The sequence below is a fragment of the Bradyrhizobium arachidis genome, from assembly GCF_015291705.1.
In the GTDB taxonomy this organism is placed as follows: domain Bacteria; phylum Pseudomonadota; class Alphaproteobacteria; order Rhizobiales; family Xanthobacteraceae; genus Bradyrhizobium; species Bradyrhizobium arachidis.
The window spans coordinates 4,419,428-4,442,935 of record NZ_CP030050.1; the positions used below are offsets into that span (position 1 = coordinate 4,419,428).

Below are 23,508 nucleotides of genomic sequence, written 5' to 3' on the forward strand. Positions count from 1 at the left end.
AGCTGGATGTCGCAGTGCAAGATACTTATGTACCATTCACTAAGAAAATTGTAGCCGTATACCGCGACAATTGGAAGACGCCGAGAAAAGAAAGCTAGAACAAATAGATAGGATTTGGCGTTAAGCCTCCGGCAGAACGTGAAATCCGAGGAGACAGGCACATGGGCATGGGACGCCCCCGCGAATTCGACGCCGAAACGGCGTTGGACCAGGCGATGGAAGTGTTTTGGCGCCATGGCTATGAGGGCGCGACCATTGCCCAGCTCACCGAGGCCATGGGCATCAATCCCCCCAGCCTCTATGCCTGCTTCGGCAACAAGGAAGGCCTGCTAAAGGCCGCGCTCGACCGTTACACAAAACTGCGCGGCGTCTGGATGGACGAGGTGGTCGCGGCACCCACCGCCCGCGCGGTCGCCGAGCGGATGCTGATGGGCATTGCCGACAAGCAGACCGATCCCGCCAATCCGCCCGGCTGCCTGCTCGTGCAGGGCGGGATTGCCTGCGGCACCGGCTCCGAGAACGTCCCCTTCGAGCTCGCCGCGCGCCGCGCCCAGAACGAGGACCAGCTCCGCGAGCGCTTTGTCCGCGCCAAGACGGAGGGCGATCTCAAGGATACGTCAGATCCGGCCGCGCTCGCGCGCTACGTTTCGGCCGTCTCCGTCGGCATGGGCGTGATGGCGTCGTCAGGCGCGGACCGCGAGGCGCTGCGGCAGGTCGCGAGCGTCGCGGTGCAGGCGGTCGAGGCGCAGTCGGCCGACCGAACCTGATTTATCTCGGCAACGCCGGCGGCGGCACGAAGCCGCCGAACTCGCGCTCGATCAGTCCGGCCAGCGCAATCGTCGTGCGGTCCTCCAGGTAAGGTCCGATGATCTGAACGCCGATTGGCAGGCCCGAAGGCGTGCGCTCGATCGGAACGGCGGTCGCCGGCAGTCCGCAGGTTGAGGCGGGATCGGCCCAGATGAAGCACGCATCGGAATAGTTGTAGAGCTTGCCATCAATGTCGAGCTTCCGCGCGTCGAACGGCTCGGAATGATCGTGCGGAAAGGCCGGCACGGCAGCGGCGGGATAGATCACCGCGTCGAACTCGCGGAAGAGCTGATGCCACTTTTGCTGCAGTTGCAGGCGGGCCGCGTCAGCCGCCAGCCAATCGCGATGGGTCATGCCCCAGCCGCGAGCGCGCTCGGCCTCAAGGCTGCGATCGTCGGTCGCGAGTGCCGCGGCAGCTTCTTGCGCCTCGGCGAGGGCGGCTGGTGTCAGGCGCGGGCTTCGCGCGCCGTTGAGCAGCTTCATGTAGAGCCGCGCGGAGTCGGCGAGATCGGGCAGCGATGCGCTCGCGCGCGCGACGCGTGCGCCCGAACGTTCGAGCCGCTCGGCCAATCGTCCAATGGCTGAGCGCACGGCGTTGCCCGTCGGCATCAGCGGATGGGTGTCGATCACGAGGATCCTGAAATCCATGAGCTGGGTGTGCCGCGGGGCGGGCAGCGCGAGGCGGTAGCCGACCCCGTCGCGCGTCTCGTCGGGGCCGGCAATCACGTCGAGCGATAACGCAAGGTCCGAAGCGGTGCGCGCCATCGGCCCGACGACGGCGAGATCGCCCTGGCCGGGGACAGGCGGTGCCGGTGGCAGGCTGTATCCGCGCAACGGGACGAGGCCGAGGCTCGGCTTGTGGCCGAACACGCCGCAGAAATGCGAGGGCACGCGGATCGACCCACCGATGTCCGAACCGATCGACAGCGGCCCGAGACCGGCAGCGAGCGCCGCGCCACATCCGCCCGAGGAGCCGCCGGGCGAGCGGCCGAGGTCCCACGGATTGTTGGTCGCCCTGTAGATCTCGTTGTAGCTCTGGAAATCCCTGAGGCCGATCGGGATGTTGGTCTTACCGATGATGACGGCGCCCGCCGCCTTCAGCCGCGAAACGAGGAGGGCGTCCTCCGCCGGTTGAAAATCCCTGAAATGCGGAAAGCCCCACGTCGTCGGCAAGCCCGCGACGTTGAACGGTTCTTTGAGGGTTACGGGGATGCCGAGCAGCGGCAGCCGCTCGCCGCGGCCGAGCGCGGCATCCGCGGCCCGCGCAGCGTCTCTGGCCCGATCGAAATCGCGGACGATGATCGCGTTGATCGGCCCGTCCAGGGTCTCGATGCGCGCGATCGTGTGGTCGAGCAGCTCCGATGCAGAGATCGTGCGGGCGTGCAGGGCGCCGAGAAGTGTGCCGATCGAGCCGTAGTTCAGGTCAGCGGCATCTGAGGTCATCACGCGCTCCCATTGCATCGCATCGCGTATCGAGCATCCAATGTTAAGAGCAGAATGAGGAGGGGTGCAACGGGAGCCAGACCTGCCCGCCGGTCGGGGCTGCGAAGGGGCACCGGCGGCTCCACAGTGTCATGGCCGGGCTTGTCCCGGCCATCCACGTCTTGCTATGCGCGCACGGAGAACGTGGATGCCCGGGACAAGCCCGGGCATGACGACCTCATGTGCGGAGGTGCAGCGCCACCAGGACGCCGAGAGATGAAGTCAGGACGCTTCCTTCAGCACCGACGAAGCCGTTTCCTCCGCCTTCAGCTCCTCGAGACTGCGATGCCTGGGCTCGATGCCGAGCGACCAGACCGTGATGATCTGCACCACCAGGAGGCCGATCATCAGCGCCATCACGCCGGCGACGCCCCGCGTCTCGAACAGCGAGACCACGAGGAACGGCGTGACGATGGTAGCGCCGCGCCCCAACGTATTGACGATGCCGGAGGCGCGCAGGCGGACCTCGGTCGGAAACAGTTCGGGGATGTAGATGCCGAACAGCAGGGCGACTAGGACGTAGATCGGCACGGTCAGTGCGAAGCCCACGGCCGGCAGCAGGATCGGGTCCGAGATCATGGGGTAGAGGATGCCCAAGGCCACCGTGATCAGCGAGGCGCCGATGATGGTCGGCTTGCGGCCCCAGCGGTCGGCGGTCAGCGCGCCGATGGCCGAGCCGATCGGCGCGCCGAGCGCCATCAGCAGCGAATAGCCGAACGAGGTCGCGATCGAGAGACCCTGCTTGACGAAGAAGACGGGCAGCCAGGTCACGAAGCCGTAGAGCAGGGTGTTGATCGTGATCAGGCAGACCGAGCCAACGATCATCCGCGACAGCAAGGGCGCGGTGAACAGCGTGCCCAGATCGGCGGCGACGGGGACTGACGTGACAGGTGCGGGAGCAGGCAGGGGCTGGCCTTGCGCCGCCTCCTTCTCGATGGCCTGCATCAGCGCTTCCGCCTCAGTGGTGCGCCCGACGGCTTCCAGCCAGCGCGGCGATTCCGGCAGCGACTTGCGCATGTACCAGACGACGAGCGCGCCGACGCCGCCGAGCACGAACATCGAGCGCCAGCCGAATTGCGGCACCAACACGGATGCGACGAGCAACGCCACGGGCAGTCCGGTGACGACGCACACGGTGGTGAAGCCCAGCCATTTGCCGCGAGTGCGGGCCGGCACGAACTCCGTCATCGTCGAATAGCCGACGACGTTCTCCGCTCCCAAGCCAACGCCCATCACGAAGCGGCAGGCGATCAGGAAGGCCATGTTCGGCGAGAACGCGGCGGCGAGGGAGGCCAGGCCGAAGAGGAGCAAATTGAACTGATAGGTGAAGCGGCGGCCGTAGCGATCGCCGAGGAAGCCGGTGCCGAACGATCCCAGCATCATGCCGACGAAGGTCGCCGAGATGAATGCCGCGTTCTGCGCGAGGGTCGAAAAGCCCGTCTTCAGCGTCACGCTGAGCACGGTCCCGGCGATGTAGATGTCGAAACCGTCGAAAAACATGCCGATTCCGATCAGCAGCATGATGCGGCGATGGAATGGCCCGATCGGCAGCCGATCGAGACGGCTGCCTGCGTTCACCGATGTCGACATATACGCTCTCCCTTGACTGTTGTTCTGGTTGATGCGGCCCGCCTTCTCTGGGCGGTCAGCCGCTCCTGGTCGCTGCTAGTTCAGTCGCTTCTGGTTGGCCGTGTCGCGGTACCAGTCGAACGGCTGCTCGTGGGTCGCGACCATCACGCTCTTGGTGTTGAAATGGTCGTTGAAGCTCTCGGTGCCGCATTCGCGGCCGATGCCGGAATCGTCGACGCCGCCCCAGGGCGAGGCCGGGTCGAGCCGGTGATGATCGTTGATCCAGACGATGCCGGCCTTGACCGACGCCGCGACGCGGTGGGCGCGGGCGACGTCGCGGGTGCGGATCGCAGCGGCCAGGCCAAACGGCGAGTCGTTGGCAAGCCGCAGCGCATCGGCCTCGTCCTTGAACGGCGTCACGGAGGTGAACGGGCCGAACACTTCCTCCTGGAAGATCCGCATGTCGGATTTGACGTCGGCGAACACCGTCGGCTCGACGAAATAGCCGTTGTCGTGGCCCGGCACCTTCGCCGCAACGCCGCCGGTGACGAGACGCGCACCGTCGGCGTGACCATAGCCCACATAGCTGAGCACGCGGTCGCGCTGCCGGGCCGAGATCACGGGACCCATCTGGGTGCTGGGATCGAAGGGATCGCCGACGCGGATCGTGCGGGTCTTGGCCTGCAGCTTCTCGACGAATTCGTCGTAGATCGAGGCCTGGACGATATGGCGCGAGGCGCAGACGCAGGTCTGTCCGGCACCGATGAAGGCGCCAAACGCGGCGTAGTTGACGGCGCGATCGACGTCGAAATCGTCGAACACCATCACCGGCGTCTTGCCGCCGAGCTCCATGGTCTGATGCGCAAACACCTTTGCGGCCGCGCTGCCGGCGATGCGGCCGGCCTCGGTGCCGCCGGTCAGCACCAGCTTGTTGATGTCGCCGTGTTCGGCCAGCATCTTGCCGGCGCTCTGGCCGAGGCCGAGAACGATGTTGAAGACGCCGGGGGGCAGGCCCGCTTCGGTGAAGATCTGGGCGAGCTTCAAGGTCGTCAGCGGCGTGTATTCGGACGGCTTGACGACGGTGACGCAGCCGGTCGCCAGCACCACGGCGAGCGACTTGCACAGGATCATCAGCGGATGATTGAACGGCGTGCAATTGGCGACGATGCCGATCGGCGTGCGGAGCGTGTAGTTCAGATAGGCACCTTCGACGGGGATCACGGAGTCGCGGCGCGACAGCGCGAGGCCCGCAAAGTAACGAAAGAAGTCGGGTAGGCGAGAGAGCTGGGCGCGGGTCTCGTTGACCGGGCGGCCGTTGTTGAGGGTCTCCAGCCGGTACAGGCTGTCGAGATTGGCCTCGAACGCGTCGGCGAGCTTGTTGACGAGCCTCGCCCGCGCACGCGTGTCCATGCCGCCCCAGGCCTTGCCTTCGAATGCGGCGCGCGCGCTTTTCATGGCGCGGTCGATGTCTTCGGCGGTGGAATTGGGAATGCGGGCGATCACGTCGCCGGTCGCGGGATTGCGGACGTCCAGCATCGCGCCGGCTCCGGCCTCGACTTCACGCCCATCAATGAAATTGCCGTGGATTTCGACGTCGATCGACGCGGGTTTTGACGGGATGTTCATGACGACCTCTCTTCGACGATGACGGCGTTACGCTTGAGCGCCGGCAGAACGCGTTTTTCGGTGGCCCCGATATGGGCCTTGATGATGCGCGCGGCGGTTCGCGTCTCGCGCCGCTGCATGGCGTTGATCAGGGCGACATGCTCGGCAACGAGCTTCGCCGGGTCGTGGCCTTTCAGATTGGAGATGCTGACACGGACCAGCCGGTCGGCCTGGCCGATCAGGTCGCACAGCGCGGTGGCCATGCGGCGATTGCCGGAGGCATGAGCCAGCGCGGTGTGGAAGCCGCGATTGTAGGCGATGAAGTCCTCGTGATTGCCGGAGAAGCGGCGGAATTCGTCGAGCGACTTCAAGACGCTGTCGGGCGCGCTTTCGATCGCCTCGGCGACGCAAGCCGGCTCCAGCGCAAGACGGAAGCGCAGGAGGTCGCGGGCATCGGACAGCGAGATCGGCGTGACCCGATAGCCCTGGCGCGGCTGCACCGTCACGAGGTGCTCGCGCTGCAGCCGCAATAGCGCATCGCGGACCGGTTGCCGGCTCACGTCATAGCGCTCGGCGAGATCCTGCTCGCGCATTTCATCGCCTGGAGCGAAGCGACAAGCTAAAATATCAGACCTGAGCCGATCGTAGATATTTTCGCGCAAAAGCATGATTTGATCTCTCTCTCGTTGGCGTTAATATCTCAATCGTGATATTTCACGTCAAGGGCTAATTGCTTGAATTCCCTGATAGTTGATTTATCAATCAGGGCCTCCAGGGCGCGCGAAAAGGCACGTGAACTGCCGACCAAGTGAAGGAATGACCGGATATGGACAGGCTTCTTGCCAACGGGACCGTCAACGCCGCGCAATCGGGCGAGGGGCGGCCGTTGTTCCTCTTCCACTCGCTGTTGTCGGACCGCGCGAGCTTTGATGCGATCGTGCCGGAGCTTCGTACGCGCTTCCGCACCATCGTGCCGGAGCTGCCGGGCTTTGGCCGCTCACAGGCAGTCGAAGGCGGCCTTGCGGCGGTCGCCGACCGGATGGCGGAGGCCGTGCGCGATGCCGCCGGCGGCGCGCCGGCGATCGTGCTCGGCAATGGCTATGGCGGGTTCGTCGCGCTGCAGATGGCGATCCGGCATCCGGCAATCGCGAGCAAGCTCGTTCTCGCCGACAGCGGGGCGGCGTTCTCGGAGCCCGGCCGCGAGGCGTTTCGCAACATGGCGAAAGTGTCGCGCGAGAAAGGATTGGAAGCCATCACCGACGTCGCGATGCGGCGCCTGTTCGCGCCCGAATTTCAGGAGCAGCATCCTGAGCTGATGCAGGATCGTCGCGCAGCGTTTCTGCGCACGGATCCCGATGTGTTTCGCGCTGCATGCGATGCATTGGCAAGCCTCGATCTCCGCGGCGAGCTTGCCGCGGTGAAGGTCCCGGTGCTCGTTCTGGTCGGTGAGCACGACGAGGCGACGCCGCCACCAATGTCGCGTGAGCTCGCCGCCGGATTGCCGCGCGCCGAGCTCAAGGTCATTCCAGGATGCGCCCACGTGCCGCAGCTTCAAGCGCCGCGGCAGTTCCTCGCAGATCTCGAGGGTTTCCTGCTCTGACCGGGGCCTTGCAGAAAGTCGGCTGGTGCTCGAAACGCCCATGCCTTCCGAACGGTTAATGGTTCGGCCCGGCGGCGACTTCGAAATCGGGAGCGTTGCGTGATGCTCCTGTTTTGCCCGACGGGTCAAAGGTCGGCGCCGGCTCGGCTTGCGCCGTTCGGGGCGAAATTCGTCGATGATTTGTACTGTGCATGGGGTTGTTTTCGCGTTTCTGGTTTGAGCCCTCGCTGCTGTCCGCATTGAAGCGGACCTCCTAAGAGTTTTTACACACAGTTCTGGCAGCTTCCTGCGCGTCAATATCCGCAACCTGCATCGTCGCCTCTCATTGTGCGCACGAAAAGACGGGACCCGCGGGCATCGAGGGGGCGTAAGCCATGACTGCACTTGCTTCGGACGCCGGTCGCGCGAGAAGTGGGATCGTGCCGATCCTGCTGTGCGTCGTGCCGTTCAGCCAGATTCCGCTCGATGCCTACACGCCCGGCCTGCCGCAGATGGTGGTCGATCTCGCGACCGATTCCGCCTCGATGCAGAACACCGTCACCGCCTACATGCTCGGCATGAGCCTGGCGCTGGTGCCCGTCGGTATCGCCTCCGATACGCTCGGCCGCCGCAACGTCCTGCTCGCAGGGCTGTCGGTACTGATCGCGATGAGCATCGCCTGCGCGCTCGCCACCAGCGCCTCGCTGTTGCTGAGCTTGCGCTTCCTGCAAGGCATCGGCGGCTGCACCTGCCTCGTCGTCGCCTATGCTGTTGCGGCCGATTGCTTTCGCGGACGTGAGCTCACCGCGATCTCCGGCCTGCTCGGCGCTGCCTGGGGCCTTGCGCCGGTGCTGGCGCCAGCCGCCGGCGGCTTCATCGTCGAGCTGACCTCGTGGCGCGGCGTCTTCGTCGTCATCGCGGTCGCCGCGGCCATCGTCGCCACGATCGTCGTATTTCTTCTGCCCGAAACGCTGCCCACAGATCGCCGCGCGCCGTTCGATCCACGCCGCACCGCCGGCATTCTTCGCGATGCTCTGGTCCGTCCGGGCTTCCTCGCTTTCGTGCTGGTGTTTGCGGCCGCTGCAAGCGCGCAGCTCGCGTTCGGCGTCGTTGCGCCGTTCTTCTACCAGACCGGCCTCGGCTATTCGGCGGCCATCTACGGCCTCGTCGCGCTTGGCCTTGGCGGCGTCAATCTGGCCGGCGAGCTCGGCTGCGCGCATTTCGCGCGCTTCATGCCGGCCCGCGTCATGGGGTTTGGCGCCTTCGCGCTGTTCCTTGCCGGCGCCGCAGTCCTCGCTGCGACCGGCATGACCGTGGGCCTTAATTTTACGTCGATCACGATCGGCGGCGCGCTGGTGCTCGGCGGCTGCGGCGTGCTGTGCCCGATGATGTACGGCATGGCGCTCGGGCTGTTCGAGCGCGACCACGGCCTGATCGGCGGCCTCATCAGCGCGCTCTGCTATCTCGCCGTCAGCGGCGCCATGGCGCTCGCGGCGGTGCTGCCTGAATCGACGCAGGCGCCGATCGGCTGGCTCTATCTCGGCCTCTGCGCCATCGCGGGCGCGCTGCTTGCGATCTCGCTGCCCTCGGCGCGCAACGCCACACAGACTTAAGGAAGGAACCTCCTCATGACCACCGTCGGTATTCGCGGCACGTTTTTCGACTTCGTCGACGATCCCTGGAAGCACATCGGCAACGAGCAGGCCGCCGCGCGCTTCCATCAGGACGGCCTCATGATCGTCACGGACGGCGTGATCAAGGCGTTCGGTCCCTATGACAAGGTCGCCGCCGCGCATCCCGGCGTCGAGGTCACCCATATCAAAGACCGCATCATCCTGCCGGGCTTCATCGACGGCCACATCCATCTGCCGCAGACCCGCGTGTTAGGCGCCTATGGCGAGCAGCTGCTGCCGTGGCTGCAGAAGTCGATCTACCCCGAGGAGATCAAGTACAAGGATCGCAACTACGCGCGCGAGGGCGTGAAGCGTTTTCTCGACGCACTGCTAGCCGCCGGCACCACCACCTGCCAGGCCTTCACCAGCTCATCGCCGGTCTCGACCGAAGAGCTGTTCGAGGAAGCCAGCAGACGCAACATGCGCGTGATCGCGGGCCTCACCGGCATCGACCGCAACGCGCCGGCCGAGTTCATCGACACGCCCGAGAACTTCTATCGCGACAGCAAGCGGCTGATCGCAGAGTATCACAACAAGGGCCGCAATCTCTACGCCATCACGCCCCGTTTCGCCTTCGGCGCTTCGCCGGAGCTACTGAAAGCGTGCCAGCGCCTCAAGCACGAGCATCCGGATTGCTGGGTCAACACCCACATCTCCGAGAACCCGGCCGAATGCACCGGCGTGCTGGTTGAGCATCCGGACTGCCAGGACTATCTCGGCGTCTACGAGAAATTCGACCTGGTCGGTCCGAAATTTTCCGGCGGTCACGGCGTCTATCTCTCGAACAACGAGTTCCGCCGCATGTCGAAGAAGGGCGCGGCGGTGGTGTTCTGCCCATGCTCGAACCTGTTCCTCGGCAGCGGCCTGTTCCGCCTCGGCCGCGCCACCGATCCCGAGCATCGCGTCAAGATGTCGTTCGGCACCGACGTCGGCGGCGGCAATCGCTTCTCGATGATCGCCGTGCTCGACGACGCCTATAAGGTCGGCATGTGCAACAACACGCTGCTCGACGGCAGCATCGATCCGGCGCGCAAGGATCTCGCGGAAGCCGAGCGCAACAAGCTCTCGCCCTATCGCGGCTTCTGGTCGGTCACGCTCGGCGGTGCCGAAGGCCTCTATATCGACGACAAGCTCGGCAACTTCGAGCCCGGCAAGGAGGCGGATTTCGTCGCGCTCGATCCGAACGCCGGCCAGCTGGCGCAACCCTGGCACCAGTCGCTGGTCGCCGACGGTGCCGGTCCGCAGACGGTCGACGAAGCCGCGAACATGCTGTTCGCCGTCATGATGGTCGGCGACGACCGCTGCGTCGACGAGACCTGGGTGATGGGCAAGCGCCTCTACAAGAAGAGCTGAAGCCGCTGCCCATGAGCGCATCTCCCGATACGGCCAGCCAGCCGGTCGCTCTCGTCATCCAGCGCCGTATCGCGGACGACGGCTTCGCCGCGTTCGCGCGCTGGAACGGAGAGGTCGGCGAGGCGCTCAAGACCTGGCCCGGCTTCCTCAGCCAGGAGGTGGTGCCGCCGCAGCCGCCCGCGCATGTCGATTGGGTGACCATCCTGCGTTTCGCAAGCCCGGCCGCGGCGCGCGCCTGGCTCCAGAGCGAGGTGCGGGCGAAGCTGATTGCAGAGGTGCAGCGCTTCTTCGTCGGTTCGGAGGATGTCCATATCCTGCCCGACACCGGCGTTCAGCGCGACAATGCGGTCTCCGCCGTGATCTCCTTCAAGGTGCCCGACGGGCTCGAGGATGCGTTCCTTAAGTGGCAGCAGCGCATCCAGGCCGCGGAAGCCGAATTCAGGGGATTCCTGCGCCACAAGATCGAGCGGCCGATTCCGGGCCTGCACGACGAGTGGATCATCATCCTGTCGTTCGACAGCGATGCCAATCTCAACACCTGGCTCGACTCGCCGTTGCGCCAGACGCTGCTGAAGGACGGCGAGCGCTTCAACGCCGGCATGAACGTGAAGCGGGCGAGCTACGGCTTCAATTTCTGGTTTCCGGCCGGCAAGGTTGAGGCACCGGAGCAGGGGCCTGGCTTCATCTGGAAGAGCAATCTCATCGTGCTGCTGGTGCTCTATCCCGTCGTGTATCTCTGGGGCTACTTCATCAGCAGACCTCTGATCGACAGTCATGGCGTGCCGGTCTGGCTGTCGCTCTTCATCGGCAATCTCGTCAGCACCCAGCTGCTCGGCTGGTGGCTGGTGCCCGCCGCCTTCAAGGCATTGGACTGGTGGATCACGCCGAAGGCGACGATCAGTCGCCAGATCGCGGGCTATGCGCTGCTCGCCGCGCTCTATGCCGCCTCGATGGGCCTGTACGCGCTGCTGCTTGCGTGGCATTGGGGACGGTGAGGCCGTCCGTCGATTGAAGGCGGCTTCAAACCGCTGGATAATTGACGCCCATGTTCGCCCTGACATTTCTCGGCACCTCCGCCAGCGTTCCCTCCGCGGAACGCAACCATCCGGCGCTGCTCGTGGAAGCCGCTGGCAGACGTATCCTGGTCGATTGCGGCGAGGGCACGCAGCGCCAGCTGCTGCGCAGTGGTGCAGGCTTCCGGCGGCTCGATCGCATCCTGCTGACGCACGGCCATCTCGACCACGTGCTCGGCATCCCCGGCTTGTTCTCGACATTGGGCTTGCGCCAGAGCGCCGAGGTGATGACGGTTCATGCCGGACCGGGCACGCTCGACCTCGTCATCCGCATGCTGGCAGGCCTGTGGGGCGCGGGCAGGGCACCGATCCCGGTTGAGTTCGCGCCGCTGGCCGAAGGACAGGTCCTCGACGCCGGCGACTTCACCATCGACTGTTTTCCGGTTCGCCATCGCGACACCGACAGCTTTGGCTTCGCGTTCCAAAGCCCCGCACGCCGTCATCTTCTGTCCGATCGCCTCGCGGCGCTTGGTGTTCCCGACGGTCCCATGCGCGGAGGGCTCGCCGCGGGACGGCCGGTTGTGATCGATGACCGAACCGTCGATCCGGAGGACGTGCTGGGGCCTCCGAGCGGCGGCAAGAAGCTTGTCGTCATCGGCGACACCGAGACTACCGAGGGACTGTCGCAATACGTTGCAGATGCCGACTTGTTGGTGATCGAGGCGACGTTCCTCGATCGCGACGCGTCGACCGCACGCGATTACGGCCATCTCACCGCGGCGGTGGCGGCGTCCTTTGCGGCCGCGAACAACGTCGGCCAGCTCGTGCTGACCCATATGTCGGGGCGCTACGAGGACGACGAGATCCTGACCGAAGCGGCGAGGATCTTCCCGAACAGCCGGATCGCCGCCGATTTCGACCACATCGTGATCTAACGACCGCGGTCAGCTCGACAGCCCCGACTTGATCGCGATATCCTGCACCTTGGTCGTCGCCTGCATCAGTCGCGGCAGGGCCTGGTCGCGAAACGACGGCATGTCCATGCGCATGGCATCGACGGTGACGCTCAATCCGCCGATCACGAGACCTTGCGCGTCGAAGATCGGCGTTGCCAGCGTACGCAGGCCATACGCGTTCTCGCCGTCGGAGACGGCATGGCCCTTCTTCTTCACCTGATCGAGCCGGGCGAGTAGGGCATCGAGATCGGTCAACGTTCGCTCCGACAGTTTTACGCGGGGCCGTGCCTCCAGCCGCGCGATCTGCTCGTCGCGGGCCAGGTGCGCCAGCATGACATGGCCGAGCGCGGCGCTGTAGGCGGGAATGCGCGTGCCCGGCCGCCGGTCCATCTTGTGGCGGTCGAGGCCGGCGCCGACGCGGGCGAGATAGACCACGTCGCCGCCGTCGAGGATGCCGAGCGAGGCGGCATCGCCGACCTCAGGCACGAGGTCGCGCAGCAGCGGCTCGACGATGGTGCGCAAGGATCCGTGCGACAGCACGGTGTAGCCGAGGTCGAGACAGGCGACGCCGAGGCGGAACCGTCGGCTCTGGGGCACGGTCTGAAGATAGCCGAGCTCGACCAGGGTCTGGATCAGCCGGAACGCGGTTCCGCGATCGAGATCGGCGCGTGCGGCAATCTCACTCAGGGTGAGCTCGAAGGCCTCGCCGGTGAAACTCTTGAGCACGGCAAACGCCTTGCCGACGGAGGCGACGTAGTTCTTGGGATTTTTTGCGCTCGCTTCCGATGCGTGCTTGGTGGTCTTCTTGTCGACCTTGGCCATGCCTGAATGCCCCGCCATGACAGCCATCGCCCTTGACGCGGGCATCGGCTGATTTTACGACAGGCCAATCCAATAACAAATGTTCGCATTCCGAACAACATCGATTTGGCGATCGGAGGAAGTTTTGTCGACATCATCGCTGCACCCCCATGGCGTGTTCTCTGCCGCGCTGACGCCGCTCGACGCCGAGCTTGCGCCCGATCATGCACGCTTCGTCGCACATTGCCGCTATCTCCTTGATGAAGGCTGCGACGGCATCGCGCTGCTCGGCACCACGGGGGAGGCGAACTCCTTCTCCATCGCCGAGCGCACAGCGCTGCTGGAGGCCGCGATCGCGGGCGGCATCAGGCCGAACCAGCTGCTGCCGGGCACCGGCGTCGCCGCGTTCACCGACACCGTCGTACTGACGCGCCACGCGCTTTCGGTCGGCGTCGACACCGTGGTGATGCTGCCGCCGTTCTACTACAAGAACGTCAGCGATGACGGCGTCTATGCCGCCTATAGCGAGATCGTGCAACGCATTGGCGATGCCAGGCTCAAGATCGTGCTCTATCACTATCCGCAGATGTCGGCGCAGCCGATCTCGCATGCGCTGATCGAGCGGTTGCGCAAGGCCTATCCGGCGACGTTCACCGGCATCAAGGATTCGTCCGGCGACTTCGCCAACATGACTGCGATGGTCGAGCGCTTCCCCGGGTTCTCGGTCCTCGGCGGCGCCGATCCGCTGATGCTCCCGCTGCTGCGCAAAGGCGGTGGAGGCTGCATCACGGCGACCTCCAACATCGTCGCGCGCAGTCTCGCCTATGTCTTCAAGCACTTCGGCGATAGCGATGACGATCCGGCGCTCAAGGCGGCGCAGGTGCGCATCGTGAAGGCGCGCGAGCTGGTTTCGCGCTTCCCGCAGATGGCCTCGCTGAAGGCGTTGGCTGCCGACCGGACCGGCCATGCCGGATGGAAGCGCCTGAGGCCGCCGCTGGAGTCCCTGCCGGCGGAGCAGGAGAAAGAGCTGCTTGCGAATGCCGCGGCATTCGCCGCCGGCGGCTAACCTGGGCACGGCGACGAGGCGATCCGATGTCTGACTCCTTCCAGGATGCGCTTTCGGGGCTTGCCGCACTCGTCGGCGACAAGCACGTCATCGCGTCCGGAGCCGACCAGGAGCCTTACGTGGTGGACTGGCGCGGACGCTATCACGGCCGCGCCGTTGCAGTGGCGAGGCCTGGCTCGACCGCCGAGGTCGCCTCCGTCGTCAAGTTCTGCGCCGATAGGCAGTTCGCGATCGTGCCCCAGGGCGGCAACACCGGCATGTGCGGGGCGGCAACGCCCGATGATCGCGCCGGCAATGTAGTGATCCGGCTCGACCGCATGCGGGCCGTGCGCGACGTCAGTCCGCTCGCCAATACGATCACGGTCGAGGCCGGCTGCATCCTCGCCGAAGTGCAGAACGCGGCGAAGGCCGTCGATCGCTATTTCCCCCTGAGCCTCGGCGCGGAGGGCTCCTGCCAGATCGGCGGCAATATCTCGACCAATGCCGGCGGTACGGCCGTGCTGCGCTACGGACCGACGCGCGATCTCGTGCTCGGGCTGGAGGTGGTGCTGCCCGATGGTCGTATCTTCAACGGGCTGCGCGCGCTGCGCAAGGACAACACGGGCTACGCGCTCAAACAGCTCTTCATCGGCGCGGAGGGCACGCTCGGCATCGTCACGGCGGCGGTGCTGAAACTATTCGCGCCGCCGCGCAGCTCGGCCTTGGCGCTGTTGAAATTGCAAGGCGTCGAGCAGGCGCTCGAGATCATGCAGCGCCTGCGCGGCGCAATCGGCGACCGGCTCGGCAGCCTCGAGATCATGTCGCGCGCGCAGATCGAGGCGATCGCCGAGACCGTGCCGCATGTCATGATCCCGTTCGCGCTGACGACGCCGTGGTATCTGATCGTCGAGCTCACCGACACGCTCGCGGGTATCGATCTCGACGAGCCGCTGGCCACGGTGCTCGCGGAGGCGATGGAAGCCGGGCTCGCCGAGGATGTCATCCTGGCCTCGAACCTCGCGCAGGCGAAGGCGATCTGGGCGGTCAGGCACAGCGTGTCCGAAGGCAACAAGCGCAGCGGCTATGTGGTCTCGCATGACAGTGTGGTGCCGCTGGAGCGGCAGGCGGCTTTCGTCAACAATGTCGAAGCCCGGATCAAGGCCGCGGTGCCGCATGCAAACGTCGTGATGCACGGCCATATCGGCGACGGCAATATCCATGTGATCGCCCTGATCGACCGAGATCGTTGCCAGGATCCGGCCGCCACGGCGGCGCTGGTGGCTGAGATCAACGAGATCGTCGACGACGAGACCGCGGCGCAAGGCGGGGCGATCAGCGCCGAGCACGGCATCGGTATCACCAACCGCGGCCGGCTCGCCCGCGTCACCGATCCCCTCGACATCGCGCTGATGCGCGACATCAAGACGCTGCTCGATCCGAATGGCCTGATGAATCCGGGCAAGATTTTTGCCGCGGGAGGCGCGCGAGCATGACCAGCGTCCGCCTGCTTGCCGACGATCTCACCGGCGCGCTCGACACCGCGGCGGAGTTCGTCGGCCTGTGCGGACCGTTCGACGTCACCTGGCCGGAAGCACTTGCGACGCAAGGCTGCGGGAGCCTGAGCCTCGCCATCGACAGCGGCACCCGTGAGCGCTCGAAGGTGGAGAGCGTCGAGATCGTGGCCCGGCTGGCGCCGTTGCTTCAGGGTGCGACCATTGCCTACAAGAAGGTCGACAGCCTCCTGCGCGGGGTGTGGGCCGCCGAGCTTGGCGCCTGCCTGCGCAGCGGCCATTGGGCCTCGTGCGTCGTCGCGCCCGCCTTCGATTATCAGGGGCGCCGCACCGTCGAGGGTCAGCAATTTGCACGCACGGTGCAAGGCGAGTGGCATCGCGTCGGCGACAATCTCCTGACCCAACTCAAGCTTGAGGGGATCGAGGCGCGGCAGGGTGGTCCCGACACGCTAGCGCTGGGTGGCGTTCAGGTGTTCGATGCCGAGAGCGATCTTGATCTCGACCGCGTCGTCGAGATGGCGCGGAATATGCCGGGGCCGTTGCTGTGGTGCGGAAGCGGCGGATTGGCCGGCGCGCTCGCCCGCAGCCATCGCGCCAATGCGCCGAGACAGTTGAAGCGGCCGGTGCTGGGGCTGTTCGGCTCCGACCAACCGACCACCGCATCGCAGCTCGCCGCGTGCGGCGAAGCGACGATCGCGCTCGCCGAAGGTGAGGGCGCGGCGCCGGTTCAGCGCAAGCTGACTGAAGACGGCGTGGCGCTGGTCAAGTTCGCGCTCGCCGAAGGCTTGACGCGTACCGAGGCGGCGCAGCGGATCGCGCGCGAAACGACGACGCTGATCGCGGCGCTCGAACCGCCGGGCACGCTGATCGTTGCCGGCGGGGAGACCTTGAAGGCCGTATGCCTTGCCCTTGGCGCGCATGCGCTTGAGGTGACCGGGCGCATCGTGCCGGGATTGCCGCGCTCGGTGCTGCAAGGCGGGCGCTGGGCCGGCGTCGACATCATATCGAAATCCGGCGCGTTCGGCCCCAGCGAGCTGTGGCGCGATCTGCTCCGGGATAATCATCTGCTGAACATGGGGAGTCCGACATGACCTCTCGCCATCTTGCCATCACCATGGGCGATCCGGCCGGGATCGGACCGGAGATCATCGTCAAGGCCTGCGTCGGGCTGAAGGATCGCATCGCCAAGGGCGATCTGCGCATCCTGATCATCGGCAGCGGTGCGGCGCTCGATGGTGCCAAGGCCGCGCTCGGTGCTGATGTTGCGATCCCGCAGGTCACCGCGGACGATCGCGACTGGCCCAACCTCTGCTACCTGCAGGCCGATGCCGAGGGCGACCCGATCAAGCCGGGCGTGCTCAGCGCCGATGGTGGCCGCTTCGCCTACAAGGCGATCGAACAGGGCGTGCGCCTGACCCAGGCGGGCCGCACCACGGCGATCGTCACGGCGCCGCTGAACAAGGAAGCGCTCAACAAGGCCGGCTATCACTTCCCCGGCCATACCGAGATGCTGGCGCATCTTACCGGCGTGCGCGGCTCGGTGATGCTGCTCGCCCACGGCAACATGCGCGTCAGCCATGTCTCGACCCATGTGGCATTGGAAGACGTGCCGAAGCGTCTGACGCCGGAACGGCTGCGCATGGTGATCGACCTCACCAACGACGCGCTGCGCCGGCTCGGCATCGCGAAGCCGAAGATCGCGATTGCCGCGCTCAATCCGCATGCCGGCGAGGGTGGTCTGTTCGGCCGGCAGGACATCGACGTGTCGGCACCGACGATCGCGAAGGCGGTTGCGGATGGTCTCGACGTCGTCGGCCCGGTGCCGGGCGATACCATCTTCGTCAAGCTGCGCGCCGGCCAGTTCGACGCGGCGGTCGCGATGTATCACGACCAGGGGCACATCCCGGTCAAGCTGCTCGGCTTCCAGGTCGATCCCGCCACCGGCCGCTGGCAGGAGCTGTCCGGCGTCAACATCACGCTCGGCCTGCCGATCATCCGCACCTCTGTCGATCACGGCACTGCCTTCGACATCGCCGGCAAGGGCATCGCCAACGAGCACAGCCTGATCGAGGCCATCGACTATGCCGAGCGGCTGGCCGCCGGTGCCTCCAAGTAACGAGATCGAGCCCACGATGACCAACGCCTTCACGCCCATCGAAATCCTCCGTCCCACCATCCTGGAGTTCGGCAACGGCACGATCACCGCAGCGGCGCGCTTTGCCGAACGGATCGGCGCCAAGCGCCCGCTGGTGATCTCCGATCCGTTCAATGCGCGCCGCGTCGATACGCTGGCGCTGCCCGGCGCCGTCAAAGTGTTCGGCGACGTCAAGCCCGAGCCGGACCTGCCCAATCTGGAGAAGGCGGTGGCGATGGCGAAGGAGGCGAAGCCCGATCTCGTCGTCGGCTTCGGCGGCGGCAGCGCGATGGATCTCGCCAAGCTGGTCGCGGTGATGTGCACGTCTGACGTGGCCTTCGCCGACATCGTCGGGCCGGAGAAGGTCGCCGGCCGCAGGGTGGCGCTGATGCAGATCCCGACCACTTCCGGCACCGGCAGCGAAGCCGGCACCCGTGCGCTCGTCACCGATCCCGTCAGCCAGAACAAGCAGGCGGTGCAGAGCCGCTTCATGCTGGCCGATATCGCGATCGTCGATCCCGATTTGACGATGACCGTGCCGAAGGAGGTGACCGCGGCGACCGGCGTCGATGCGCTGGCGCATTGCGTCGAGGCCTATACCAGCCGCAAGGCGCATCCCACGATCGACCTTTACGCGCTCGAAGGCGCGCGGCTGATCGGACGCTACCTCGAGCGCGCGGTAGCCGATGGCGGCGATCGCGAGGCACGCGCGGGCCTGTCCCTGGCCTCGCTCTATGGCGGCTATTGCCTCGGGCCGGTGAACACGACCGCCGGCCACGCCGTGGCCTATCCGCTCGGCACGCGGCATCATGTCGCGCATGGCCTCGCCTGCGCCGTGATCTTCCCGCACACGCTGGCTTTCAACATGCCCGCGATGGAAGAGAAGACCGTCGCGGTGCTGGCCGCGCTTGGCCTGCCGCAGCAGCGCGATGCGAAGCTCGCGTTCGATGCGACCTACGCGTTCTGCAAGAATCTCGGCATCGAGATGCGGCTGTCCGCGCTCGGCGTGCCCAAGAGCGATCTCGGTGTGATGGCCGACGAGGCGCACGCCATCCGCCGCCTGCTCGACAACAACCCGCGTGATCTCAGCCGGGACGCGATCCTGAACATGTATGAGACCGCGTTCTAACACGCTCGCGGCGCGCAACACCCAATCAACAACACAGTGAAAACAGAGGAAACTTCGATGCGATCGATGTGGCTTGGTCTTGTGTCGGCAGTGCTGCTGGCGACGTCACCGGTAAAGGCGCAGGACGGCTATCCGTCCAAGCAGGTGACGGTGATCGTCCCGTTCGCCGCCGGGGGCACCGCCGACATCTTCGCGCGCATGGTGTCCAACCATTTGCAGGTGAAGCTTGGCAAGCCGTTCGTGGTCGAGAATGTCGGCGGCGCCGGCTCGATCCTCGGCGTGACGCGGCTGGCGAAATCGGCGCCCGACGGCATCACGCTCGGCCTTGCCAGCACCTCCGCGCTGGCGATCAATCCGTCGCTGTACGGACCCAAGCTCAGCTACCAGCCGGACAAGGACCTGGTGGCAGTCGCGCAGATCAGCGTTGTGCCCAACGTCCTCGTGGTCAATCCCAACAAGATCAAGGCGCGCACCGTGCCGGAGCTGATTGCCTACCTCAAGGCGAACCCGGACAAGGTCTCGTTCGGCTCAGCCGGCGTCGGCACCTCGCAGCATCTCGCCGCCGAGCTGTTTCAGCAGATGACCGGCACCAAGATGGTGCACGTGCCCTACAAGGGCTCGAGCCAGATGCTGACAGACCTGCTGAGCGGCCAGATCGATCTCGCCTTCGACAACGTGCCGCTGCTGCTGCCGCAGGTGAAGACCGGCCAACTCGCGATGCTTGCGACCGCAACGCCCAAGCGCGCCGATTTCGATCCGCAAGTGCCGGCCGTCGCCGAATTCCTGCCGGGCTTCGAGGCCGTCGCCTGGCATGGCTTCTTCGTCCCCGCGGGGACGCCGAAGCCGATCGTCGAAAAGCTCTCGGCCGAGATCCGCGCCTTCATGCAGCAGCCGGAGACGGTGCAGAAGATGGCCGAGCTCGGTGCGACCGCGGTCGCGGTCGATTCCGAGCCCTTCAAGGCCTACATCGCCTCCGAGACCGAACGGTGGAAGAAGGTGATCGAGGTCGCGAACATCAAGATGGAGTAGGGGACGAGGGAGATCGGGCGGAGCGAAAATCCCAATCCCTCCAACGTGATGCCAGCGTGAATTGATCCTGTTCGGGAGCGACGAGCCGCGATCCGTCGGTCGGATGTGCCGTGGGAGACGCGAGCACGGTCGGCCGTCGCGGTGTCAGAAGGTCATATCCAATTCACGGGCGGTTCACGTTCCGCTTCGCCTCGCCCGCTAAGTTGCGCCCATGACGGAAGGATCGCGCAACTTGGCATAGGAGGGACGCGTCATGACTGTCCTGCTGAGAAACACCTTCAAGGCCTGGATCGACCGCGCACCGGGCGCACCGCCCAAGCTGGTCATGGTCGGCGACGTCAGGGTGCCGACCAACGGCTGGCAGGCCCGCCTGACCAAGCGCTCGCCGCAGGGCATCAATCCGAAGATCCTGATCCTCGACGTGAGCGCGCAGCAGCCGAGCGGCGAGGCGCTGGAGGGGATCACCACGATCCCGCTGCGTTACGAGGAAAGCCCGCCGCAGGACGAGTACGGCCAGGTCATGATCGCGCACGGCAGGGGCGAGATCGTCGTCAACATCGGACGCCCGAACTAGGGCCTTCCATCCGGGCGCGCTGCGGTTTCGCGCCCGGGCCGTTAGCCTTACCGGTCAAGGTTGACGCGACATGGCGCTCACATCGACGGCGGCGATCGCTATATTTTCAGGGCTTAAACAGTAACCGCGTCTTGAGAGTATGATGTCCCGTTCCCTTGAATTGATCGTCGAAGGCTATGTGCGGCTGAACGACCGCGATGCGCTTCACGATATCCTGGCGCACCGGCAGGATCTCCTGCGGCAGCTGGTCTCGGTCACCGGCGTCGATCCGAAGCAGGCCATCGCGCAGGTCAGCGAGGAGATCACGATCATCGAGGCTGGCCTCGCCACCCTCGCGCCAGACTAGGGCGTTTCCGGTCAACAGACCCGTGCACCGTAGCGCTTGCCAGTCCAGAAGCGAGCGGTTAGAACGCTGCCACGCCTGAGCCGTGATTTGCGCCAAACGCGCTTCCGGCCGCAGTCGGACAAATCAGTAAGCCATTGAATTTGTTCGGCTATTCCGTTGGGGAATGGTGTAACGGTAGCACAACAGACTCTGACTCTGTTTGTCTTGGTTCGAATCCAGGTTCCCCAGCCAGTTCCAGGCGCGCTCCCAGCTTTTGTTTGACCCCGCTGCCGATCGCGAGACGCTCGCGACGGTTTGCCTCATCTCGGCCCGGTCGGATTGTCACCCGCTCCGTCGTCCTTGGGACACACAACCCAAGGAGATCCGAAATGCCCTATGTCGATGGCTTCGTGCTGGCCGTGCCCAAGGACAAGATCGAGGCCTACAAGGCGCTGGCGCGAACGGCCTGTGCGGTCTGGATGGAGCACGGCGCGCTCGATTATATCGAGTGCATCGGCGACGATGTGCCGTTTGGCGAGCTGACCTCGTTTCCGCGCGCGGTGATGGCGAAGGAGGACGAGGTGGTCGTGTTCTCCTGGATCATCTACCGCGACCGCGAGACCCGCGATGCCGTCAACAAGAAGGTGATGGCGGATGCGCGGCTCAAGGGCGGCGACATGCCGTTCGACGGCAAGCGCATGATCTATGGCGGCTTCACGACGCTGCTTCAGGCGCACTCACCGTAGCGCAGGGCTGCCGGTTGAGGCGACCGTCGGGCAGGCGTTGCCCGACGAACGTCCTGTGCCGGCGCATGCCTCGCCTGGCGTGGCGGATCAGCTGGGCCGCTTCCGGCCGCGCTTGACGGTGCGCTTTCTCGGCGCGCGTCTCTCGCTCCGAGCTGGCTCCGTCATGCTCCATGGGATTTTCGCCTTGAGCTGCTCCCTGGCGCCGACGAGGTTGGGGGTCTGGCTGTATTTGAGGCGGCGGAGCTTGGCCGTGACCAGATCGCTCAATTCCTGGAACGAGGGGTTCGTGCCGCGACCGCGCTGCTCCCGCAACGCCTTCGCCATGCAGAACGTATAGGCGCCGTACGACGTCACGCCGTCGCGATATTCGTAGGAAAGCTGCTCCTCCTGGCAGGCCTCGAGCAGGATCGGCAGATAAGGGCCGTGATGTCCGAGCTCGGCTCGTATCTTGTTGTAGTCCTTGTCGGGTTTGGTGCGGAGCGCCATGCCGCGCCCGAGCCGCTGCGTCGCGCCGTTGCGGCCGACATAGTCGGCGCCGTTCCTGCGCTTGCTCAGGCTCTCGTTCAGCGGCTTGAAGTCGCGCGGCACCCACATGCCTTCGCTCGCCTCCCATCGCAGCGCCCGGTGACGGATATCGTCGGGCGGCGTCAGGCCACGGATGCGCGGACCGCCGTCGCGCGTCATGCCGCCGGAATGGCAGCAATCGAGCATGGCGACGAAATAGCTGTCATACGGCAGCTGCGAGTAGAGCTGGGCGAACTGGCGGTCCAGGATGGCGTGCTCGGGCGTCCAGTCGAAATCGTAGGGCACCAGGCACTCGTCGACGCGATCCGGCGTGCCGGCCGGACTGTATCTGGGCATCTGGGCGCCGTGGCCCGAGTAGAACAGCATGCGCTCGTCGTCCTTGCGCACGCCGTCGAGCAGCCAGTGCAGCCGCTCCATGATGCCTTGCGTCGTCGCACGCTCGTTGAGCACGACGCGGATCTCGTCGGCCTTGAAGCCGCTTTCCTGGAGCACCGAGCTCATCAGGAACACGTCGTTGACGCAGCCTTCGAGCCGGTTGGCGGGATCGGGATAGTCGTTGATGCCGATCAAGAGGGCGCGGCGGGTCGGCCTTGCGTCGATGCGCGCGACCTCGCGCGCGGCGCCGACGATCGAGCGCGATGTCGGCACCGGGACCACGTCGTGCCAGACGGTGGCGACGGTCTCGGGACGCGAGAGGTACCAGGTCGCGTTGTGGTTCAAGACGTCGTTGGGGACGTCGAACGGCGTCAGCACCTGCTGGAAATTGTCCGCGGCGATCTCGAGCGGGTAGGTGAGGACGCGATCCTCCTGGTTGAACAGGTGGTACCATTTCCGGCAGGGAAGGTCCTTAATGCGGCCGGCGAAGATGTCGCGCACGGCGGGATTGCCGATCTGCGAGCCGAACGTGACGAACACCTTGTCCTTGATCGCATTCGGATTGCGCACGAACGTGTCGTAGCAGATCAGCGAGCCGAGGCTGTGAGCGAGGACGACGTCGTAGTTGCCGCTCTTCAGCTTGTCGAGAACGGTGTTGCGCAGCGTGGTCTGCAACTGCTCATCCACCGACCACTGGGCGACCATGCCCGCGGTCCACCTGATCAGGGTCGGGACATCTTCGAGGCTGCGCGTGCCCGCAACGAGATCTCCGATTCCGTGGACAGTCGCGCTCGCCAGCAGCTTTGCCAGCGCGACGCCGTAGGTAACAAGGTTCGGCGGGTTCTTGTCGAACAGCTCGTCATAGGAGAGGAAGTCGATGGCCGGGTTGAGGCTCTGATCGACGGACTGGACCGCGCGTATGATCGCCTCGGACCATGATTTTCGAAACTCGGCGTCGATCTCGGAATGGCCGACGCCGTGAACGCAAAGCAATGAAAGTCTTGTGCTCAAATGAACCTCCCGAAAAAATGCAACTTTACATTGCCGGAGGGGCGGACTCAAGCTGTCGCCGGATGGACAGGCGCGACGACTTGTCCCGGAAAGCTTGTCGCGGTGAGGCGCAGGTCGTCCCGCGAGTCGCGGAACGGGCCGCAGCGAACGCGGCGTCACGGTGCCTGGTGCTTGTTGTGCTGCAGCGACGGCGCCGAAACTGCCGCGGCGGCTGCCGCCGTCACGTGGCGGTTGTCGAGTTCAGATCGAGCGACGCCAGATAGAAT

Annotated in this window: 21 protein-coding genes and 1 tRNA gene; 16 read left to right on the top strand and 6 right to left on the bottom strand. The window is 65.5% G+C overall.

Annotated elements, in window-relative coordinates:
- The first annotated feature begins 161 nt into the window (after nucleotides 1-161).
- Complete coding sequence (locus WN72_RS20335) at nucleotides 162-767, top strand: TetR/AcrR family transcriptional regulator (protein ID WP_092216481.1); 606 nt, start codon at nucleotides 162-164, stop codon at nucleotides 765-767.
- A gap of 1 nt (nucleotide 768) precedes the next feature.
- On the opposite strand, the gene WN72_RS20340 is transcribed toward WN72_RS20335, so the two are convergent.
- The 4 genes from WN72_RS20340 to WN72_RS20355 form a co-directional block, all read right to left on the bottom strand.
- On the bottom strand, nucleotides 769-2,250 hold the full coding sequence (locus WN72_RS20340) for an amidase (RefSeq protein WP_167380849.1): 1,482 nt from the start codon (nucleotides 2,248-2,250) through the stop codon (nucleotides 769-771).
- Between the two features lie 261 nt (nucleotides 2,251-2,511).
- Nucleotides 2,512-3,879, bottom strand: coding sequence for an MFS transporter (locus tag WN72_RS20345; protein WP_092216483.1), 1,368 nt, complete (start codon nucleotides 3,877-3,879; stop codon nucleotides 2,512-2,514).
- 75 nt (nucleotides 3,880-3,954) lie between these two features.
- Nucleotides 3,955-5,484, bottom strand: coding sequence for an aldehyde dehydrogenase (locus WN72_RS20350; RefSeq protein WP_092216484.1), 1,530 nt, complete (start codon nucleotides 5,482-5,484; stop codon nucleotides 3,955-3,957).
- Complete coding sequence (locus WN72_RS20355) at nucleotides 5,481-6,131, bottom strand: GntR family transcriptional regulator (RefSeq protein ID WP_167380850.1); 651 nt, start codon at nucleotides 6,129-6,131, stop codon at nucleotides 5,481-5,483. The genes WN72_RS20350 and WN72_RS20355 overlap by 4 nt, the downstream gene beginning before the upstream one ends.
- A 158-nt stretch (nucleotides 6,132-6,289) precedes the next feature.
- Here WN72_RS20355 and WN72_RS20360 point away from each other — a divergent pair, with 158 nt between their 5' ends.
- The 5 genes from WN72_RS20360 (at nucleotide 6,290) to rnz (ending at nucleotide 12,016) form a co-directional block, all read left to right on the top strand.
- Complete coding sequence (locus tag WN72_RS20360; protein WP_092216486.1) at nucleotides 6,290-7,063, top strand: alpha/beta fold hydrolase; 774 nt, start codon at nucleotides 6,290-6,292, stop codon at nucleotides 7,061-7,063.
- Nucleotides 7,064-7,437: 374 nt separating this feature from the next.
- The gene (locus WN72_RS20365; protein ID WP_092216487.1) at nucleotides 7,438-8,655 is read left to right on the top strand and encodes a multidrug effflux MFS transporter; all 1,218 of its coding nucleotides are present in this window, start codon (nucleotides 7,438-7,440) and stop codon (nucleotides 8,653-8,655) included.
- 15 nt (nucleotides 8,656-8,670) lie between these two features.
- A complete protein-coding gene (gene guaD / locus WN72_RS20370; protein ID WP_092216488.1) occupies nucleotides 8,671-10,068 on the top strand; it encodes a guanine deaminase in 1,398 nt (465 codons plus the stop codon).
- 11 nt (nucleotides 10,069-10,079) lie between these two features.
- Nucleotides 10,080-11,063, top strand: a complete 984-nt coding sequence (locus tag WN72_RS20375; RefSeq protein WP_092216489.1) for an antibiotic biosynthesis monooxygenase — start codon at nucleotides 10,080-10,082, stop codon at nucleotides 11,061-11,063.
- 50 nt (nucleotides 11,064-11,113) lie between these two features.
- Nucleotides 11,114-12,016, top strand: a complete 903-nt coding sequence (gene rnz / locus WN72_RS20380; protein WP_027557362.1) for a ribonuclease Z — start codon at nucleotides 11,114-11,116, stop codon at nucleotides 12,014-12,016.
- A 9-nt stretch (nucleotides 12,017-12,025) separates the two neighbouring features.
- On the opposite strand, the gene WN72_RS20385 is transcribed toward rnz, so the two are convergent.
- The gene (locus tag WN72_RS20385) at nucleotides 12,026-12,877 is read right to left on the bottom strand and encodes an IclR family transcriptional regulator (protein ID WP_244553771.1); all 852 of its coding nucleotides are present in this window, start codon (nucleotides 12,875-12,877) and stop codon (nucleotides 12,026-12,028) included.
- 106 nt (nucleotides 12,878-12,983) lie between these two features.
- On the opposite strand from WN72_RS20385, the gene WN72_RS20390 reads away from it, so the two are divergent.
- From WN72_RS20390 to WN72_RS20435, 10 genes are all read left to right on the top strand, one after another.
- The gene (locus tag WN72_RS20390) at nucleotides 12,984-13,904 is read left to right on the top strand and encodes a dihydrodipicolinate synthase family protein (RefSeq protein ID WP_027557364.1); all 921 of its coding nucleotides are present in this window, start codon (nucleotides 12,984-12,986) and stop codon (nucleotides 13,902-13,904) included.
- Nucleotides 13,905-13,930: 26 nt separating this feature from the next.
- Nucleotides 13,931-15,376: an FAD-binding oxidoreductase gene (locus WN72_RS20395; protein ID WP_092216492.1), complete on the top strand. Its 1,446-nt coding sequence runs from the start codon at nucleotides 13,931-13,933 to the stop codon at nucleotides 15,374-15,376.
- A complete protein-coding gene (locus WN72_RS20400; RefSeq protein ID WP_092216493.1) occupies nucleotides 15,373-16,485 on the top strand; it encodes a four-carbon acid sugar kinase family protein in 1,113 nt (370 codons plus the stop codon). Before WN72_RS20395 ends, WN72_RS20400 begins: the two co-directional genes overlap by 4 nt.
- Nucleotides 16,482-17,510: a 4-hydroxythreonine-4-phosphate dehydrogenase PdxA gene (gene pdxA / locus WN72_RS20405; protein ID WP_092216494.1), complete on the top strand. Its 1,029-nt coding sequence runs from the start codon at nucleotides 16,482-16,484 to the stop codon at nucleotides 17,508-17,510. The genes WN72_RS20400 and pdxA overlap by 4 nt, the downstream gene beginning before the upstream one ends.
- Nucleotides 17,511-17,526: 16 nt before the next feature.
- The gene (locus WN72_RS20410) at nucleotides 17,527-18,657 is read left to right on the top strand and encodes an iron-containing alcohol dehydrogenase (protein ID WP_244553772.1); all 1,131 of its coding nucleotides are present in this window, start codon (nucleotides 17,527-17,529) and stop codon (nucleotides 18,655-18,657) included.
- A gap of 57 nt (nucleotides 18,658-18,714) precedes the next feature.
- Entirely contained in the window at nucleotides 18,715-19,686 is a 972-nt protein-coding gene (locus WN72_RS20415; RefSeq protein WP_027557369.1) for a Bug family tripartite tricarboxylate transporter substrate binding protein, read from the top strand.
- 253 nt (nucleotides 19,687-19,939) lie between these two features.
- Nucleotides 19,940-20,260: a hypothetical protein gene (locus WN72_RS20420; RefSeq protein ID WP_092216497.1), complete on the top strand. Its 321-nt coding sequence runs from the start codon at nucleotides 19,940-19,942 to the stop codon at nucleotides 20,258-20,260.
- Nucleotides 20,261-20,402: 142 nt separating this feature from the next.
- The gene (locus tag WN72_RS20425) at nucleotides 20,403-20,606 is read left to right on the top strand and encodes a hypothetical protein (protein ID WP_027557371.1); all 204 of its coding nucleotides are present in this window, start codon (nucleotides 20,403-20,405) and stop codon (nucleotides 20,604-20,606) included.
- Between the two features lie 157 nt (nucleotides 20,607-20,763).
- Nucleotides 20,764-20,837, top strand: a tRNA-Gln gene (locus WN72_RS20430).
- A 137-nt stretch (nucleotides 20,838-20,974) separates the two neighbouring features.
- Nucleotides 20,975-21,331 (top strand): DUF1428 domain-containing protein, encoded by a 357-nt coding sequence (locus WN72_RS20435; RefSeq protein ID WP_092216498.1) that lies wholly within the window; start codon nucleotides 20,975-20,977, stop codon nucleotides 21,329-21,331.
- Between the two features lie 87 nt (nucleotides 21,332-21,418).
- Here the strand turns inward: WN72_RS20435 and WN72_RS20440 are convergent, their stop codons facing one another.
- On the bottom strand, nucleotides 21,419-23,242 hold the full coding sequence (locus WN72_RS20440) for a caspase family protein (protein ID WP_092216499.1): 1,824 nt from the start codon (nucleotides 23,240-23,242) through the stop codon (nucleotides 21,419-21,421).
- Nucleotides 23,243-23,508 lie beyond the last annotated feature (266 nt).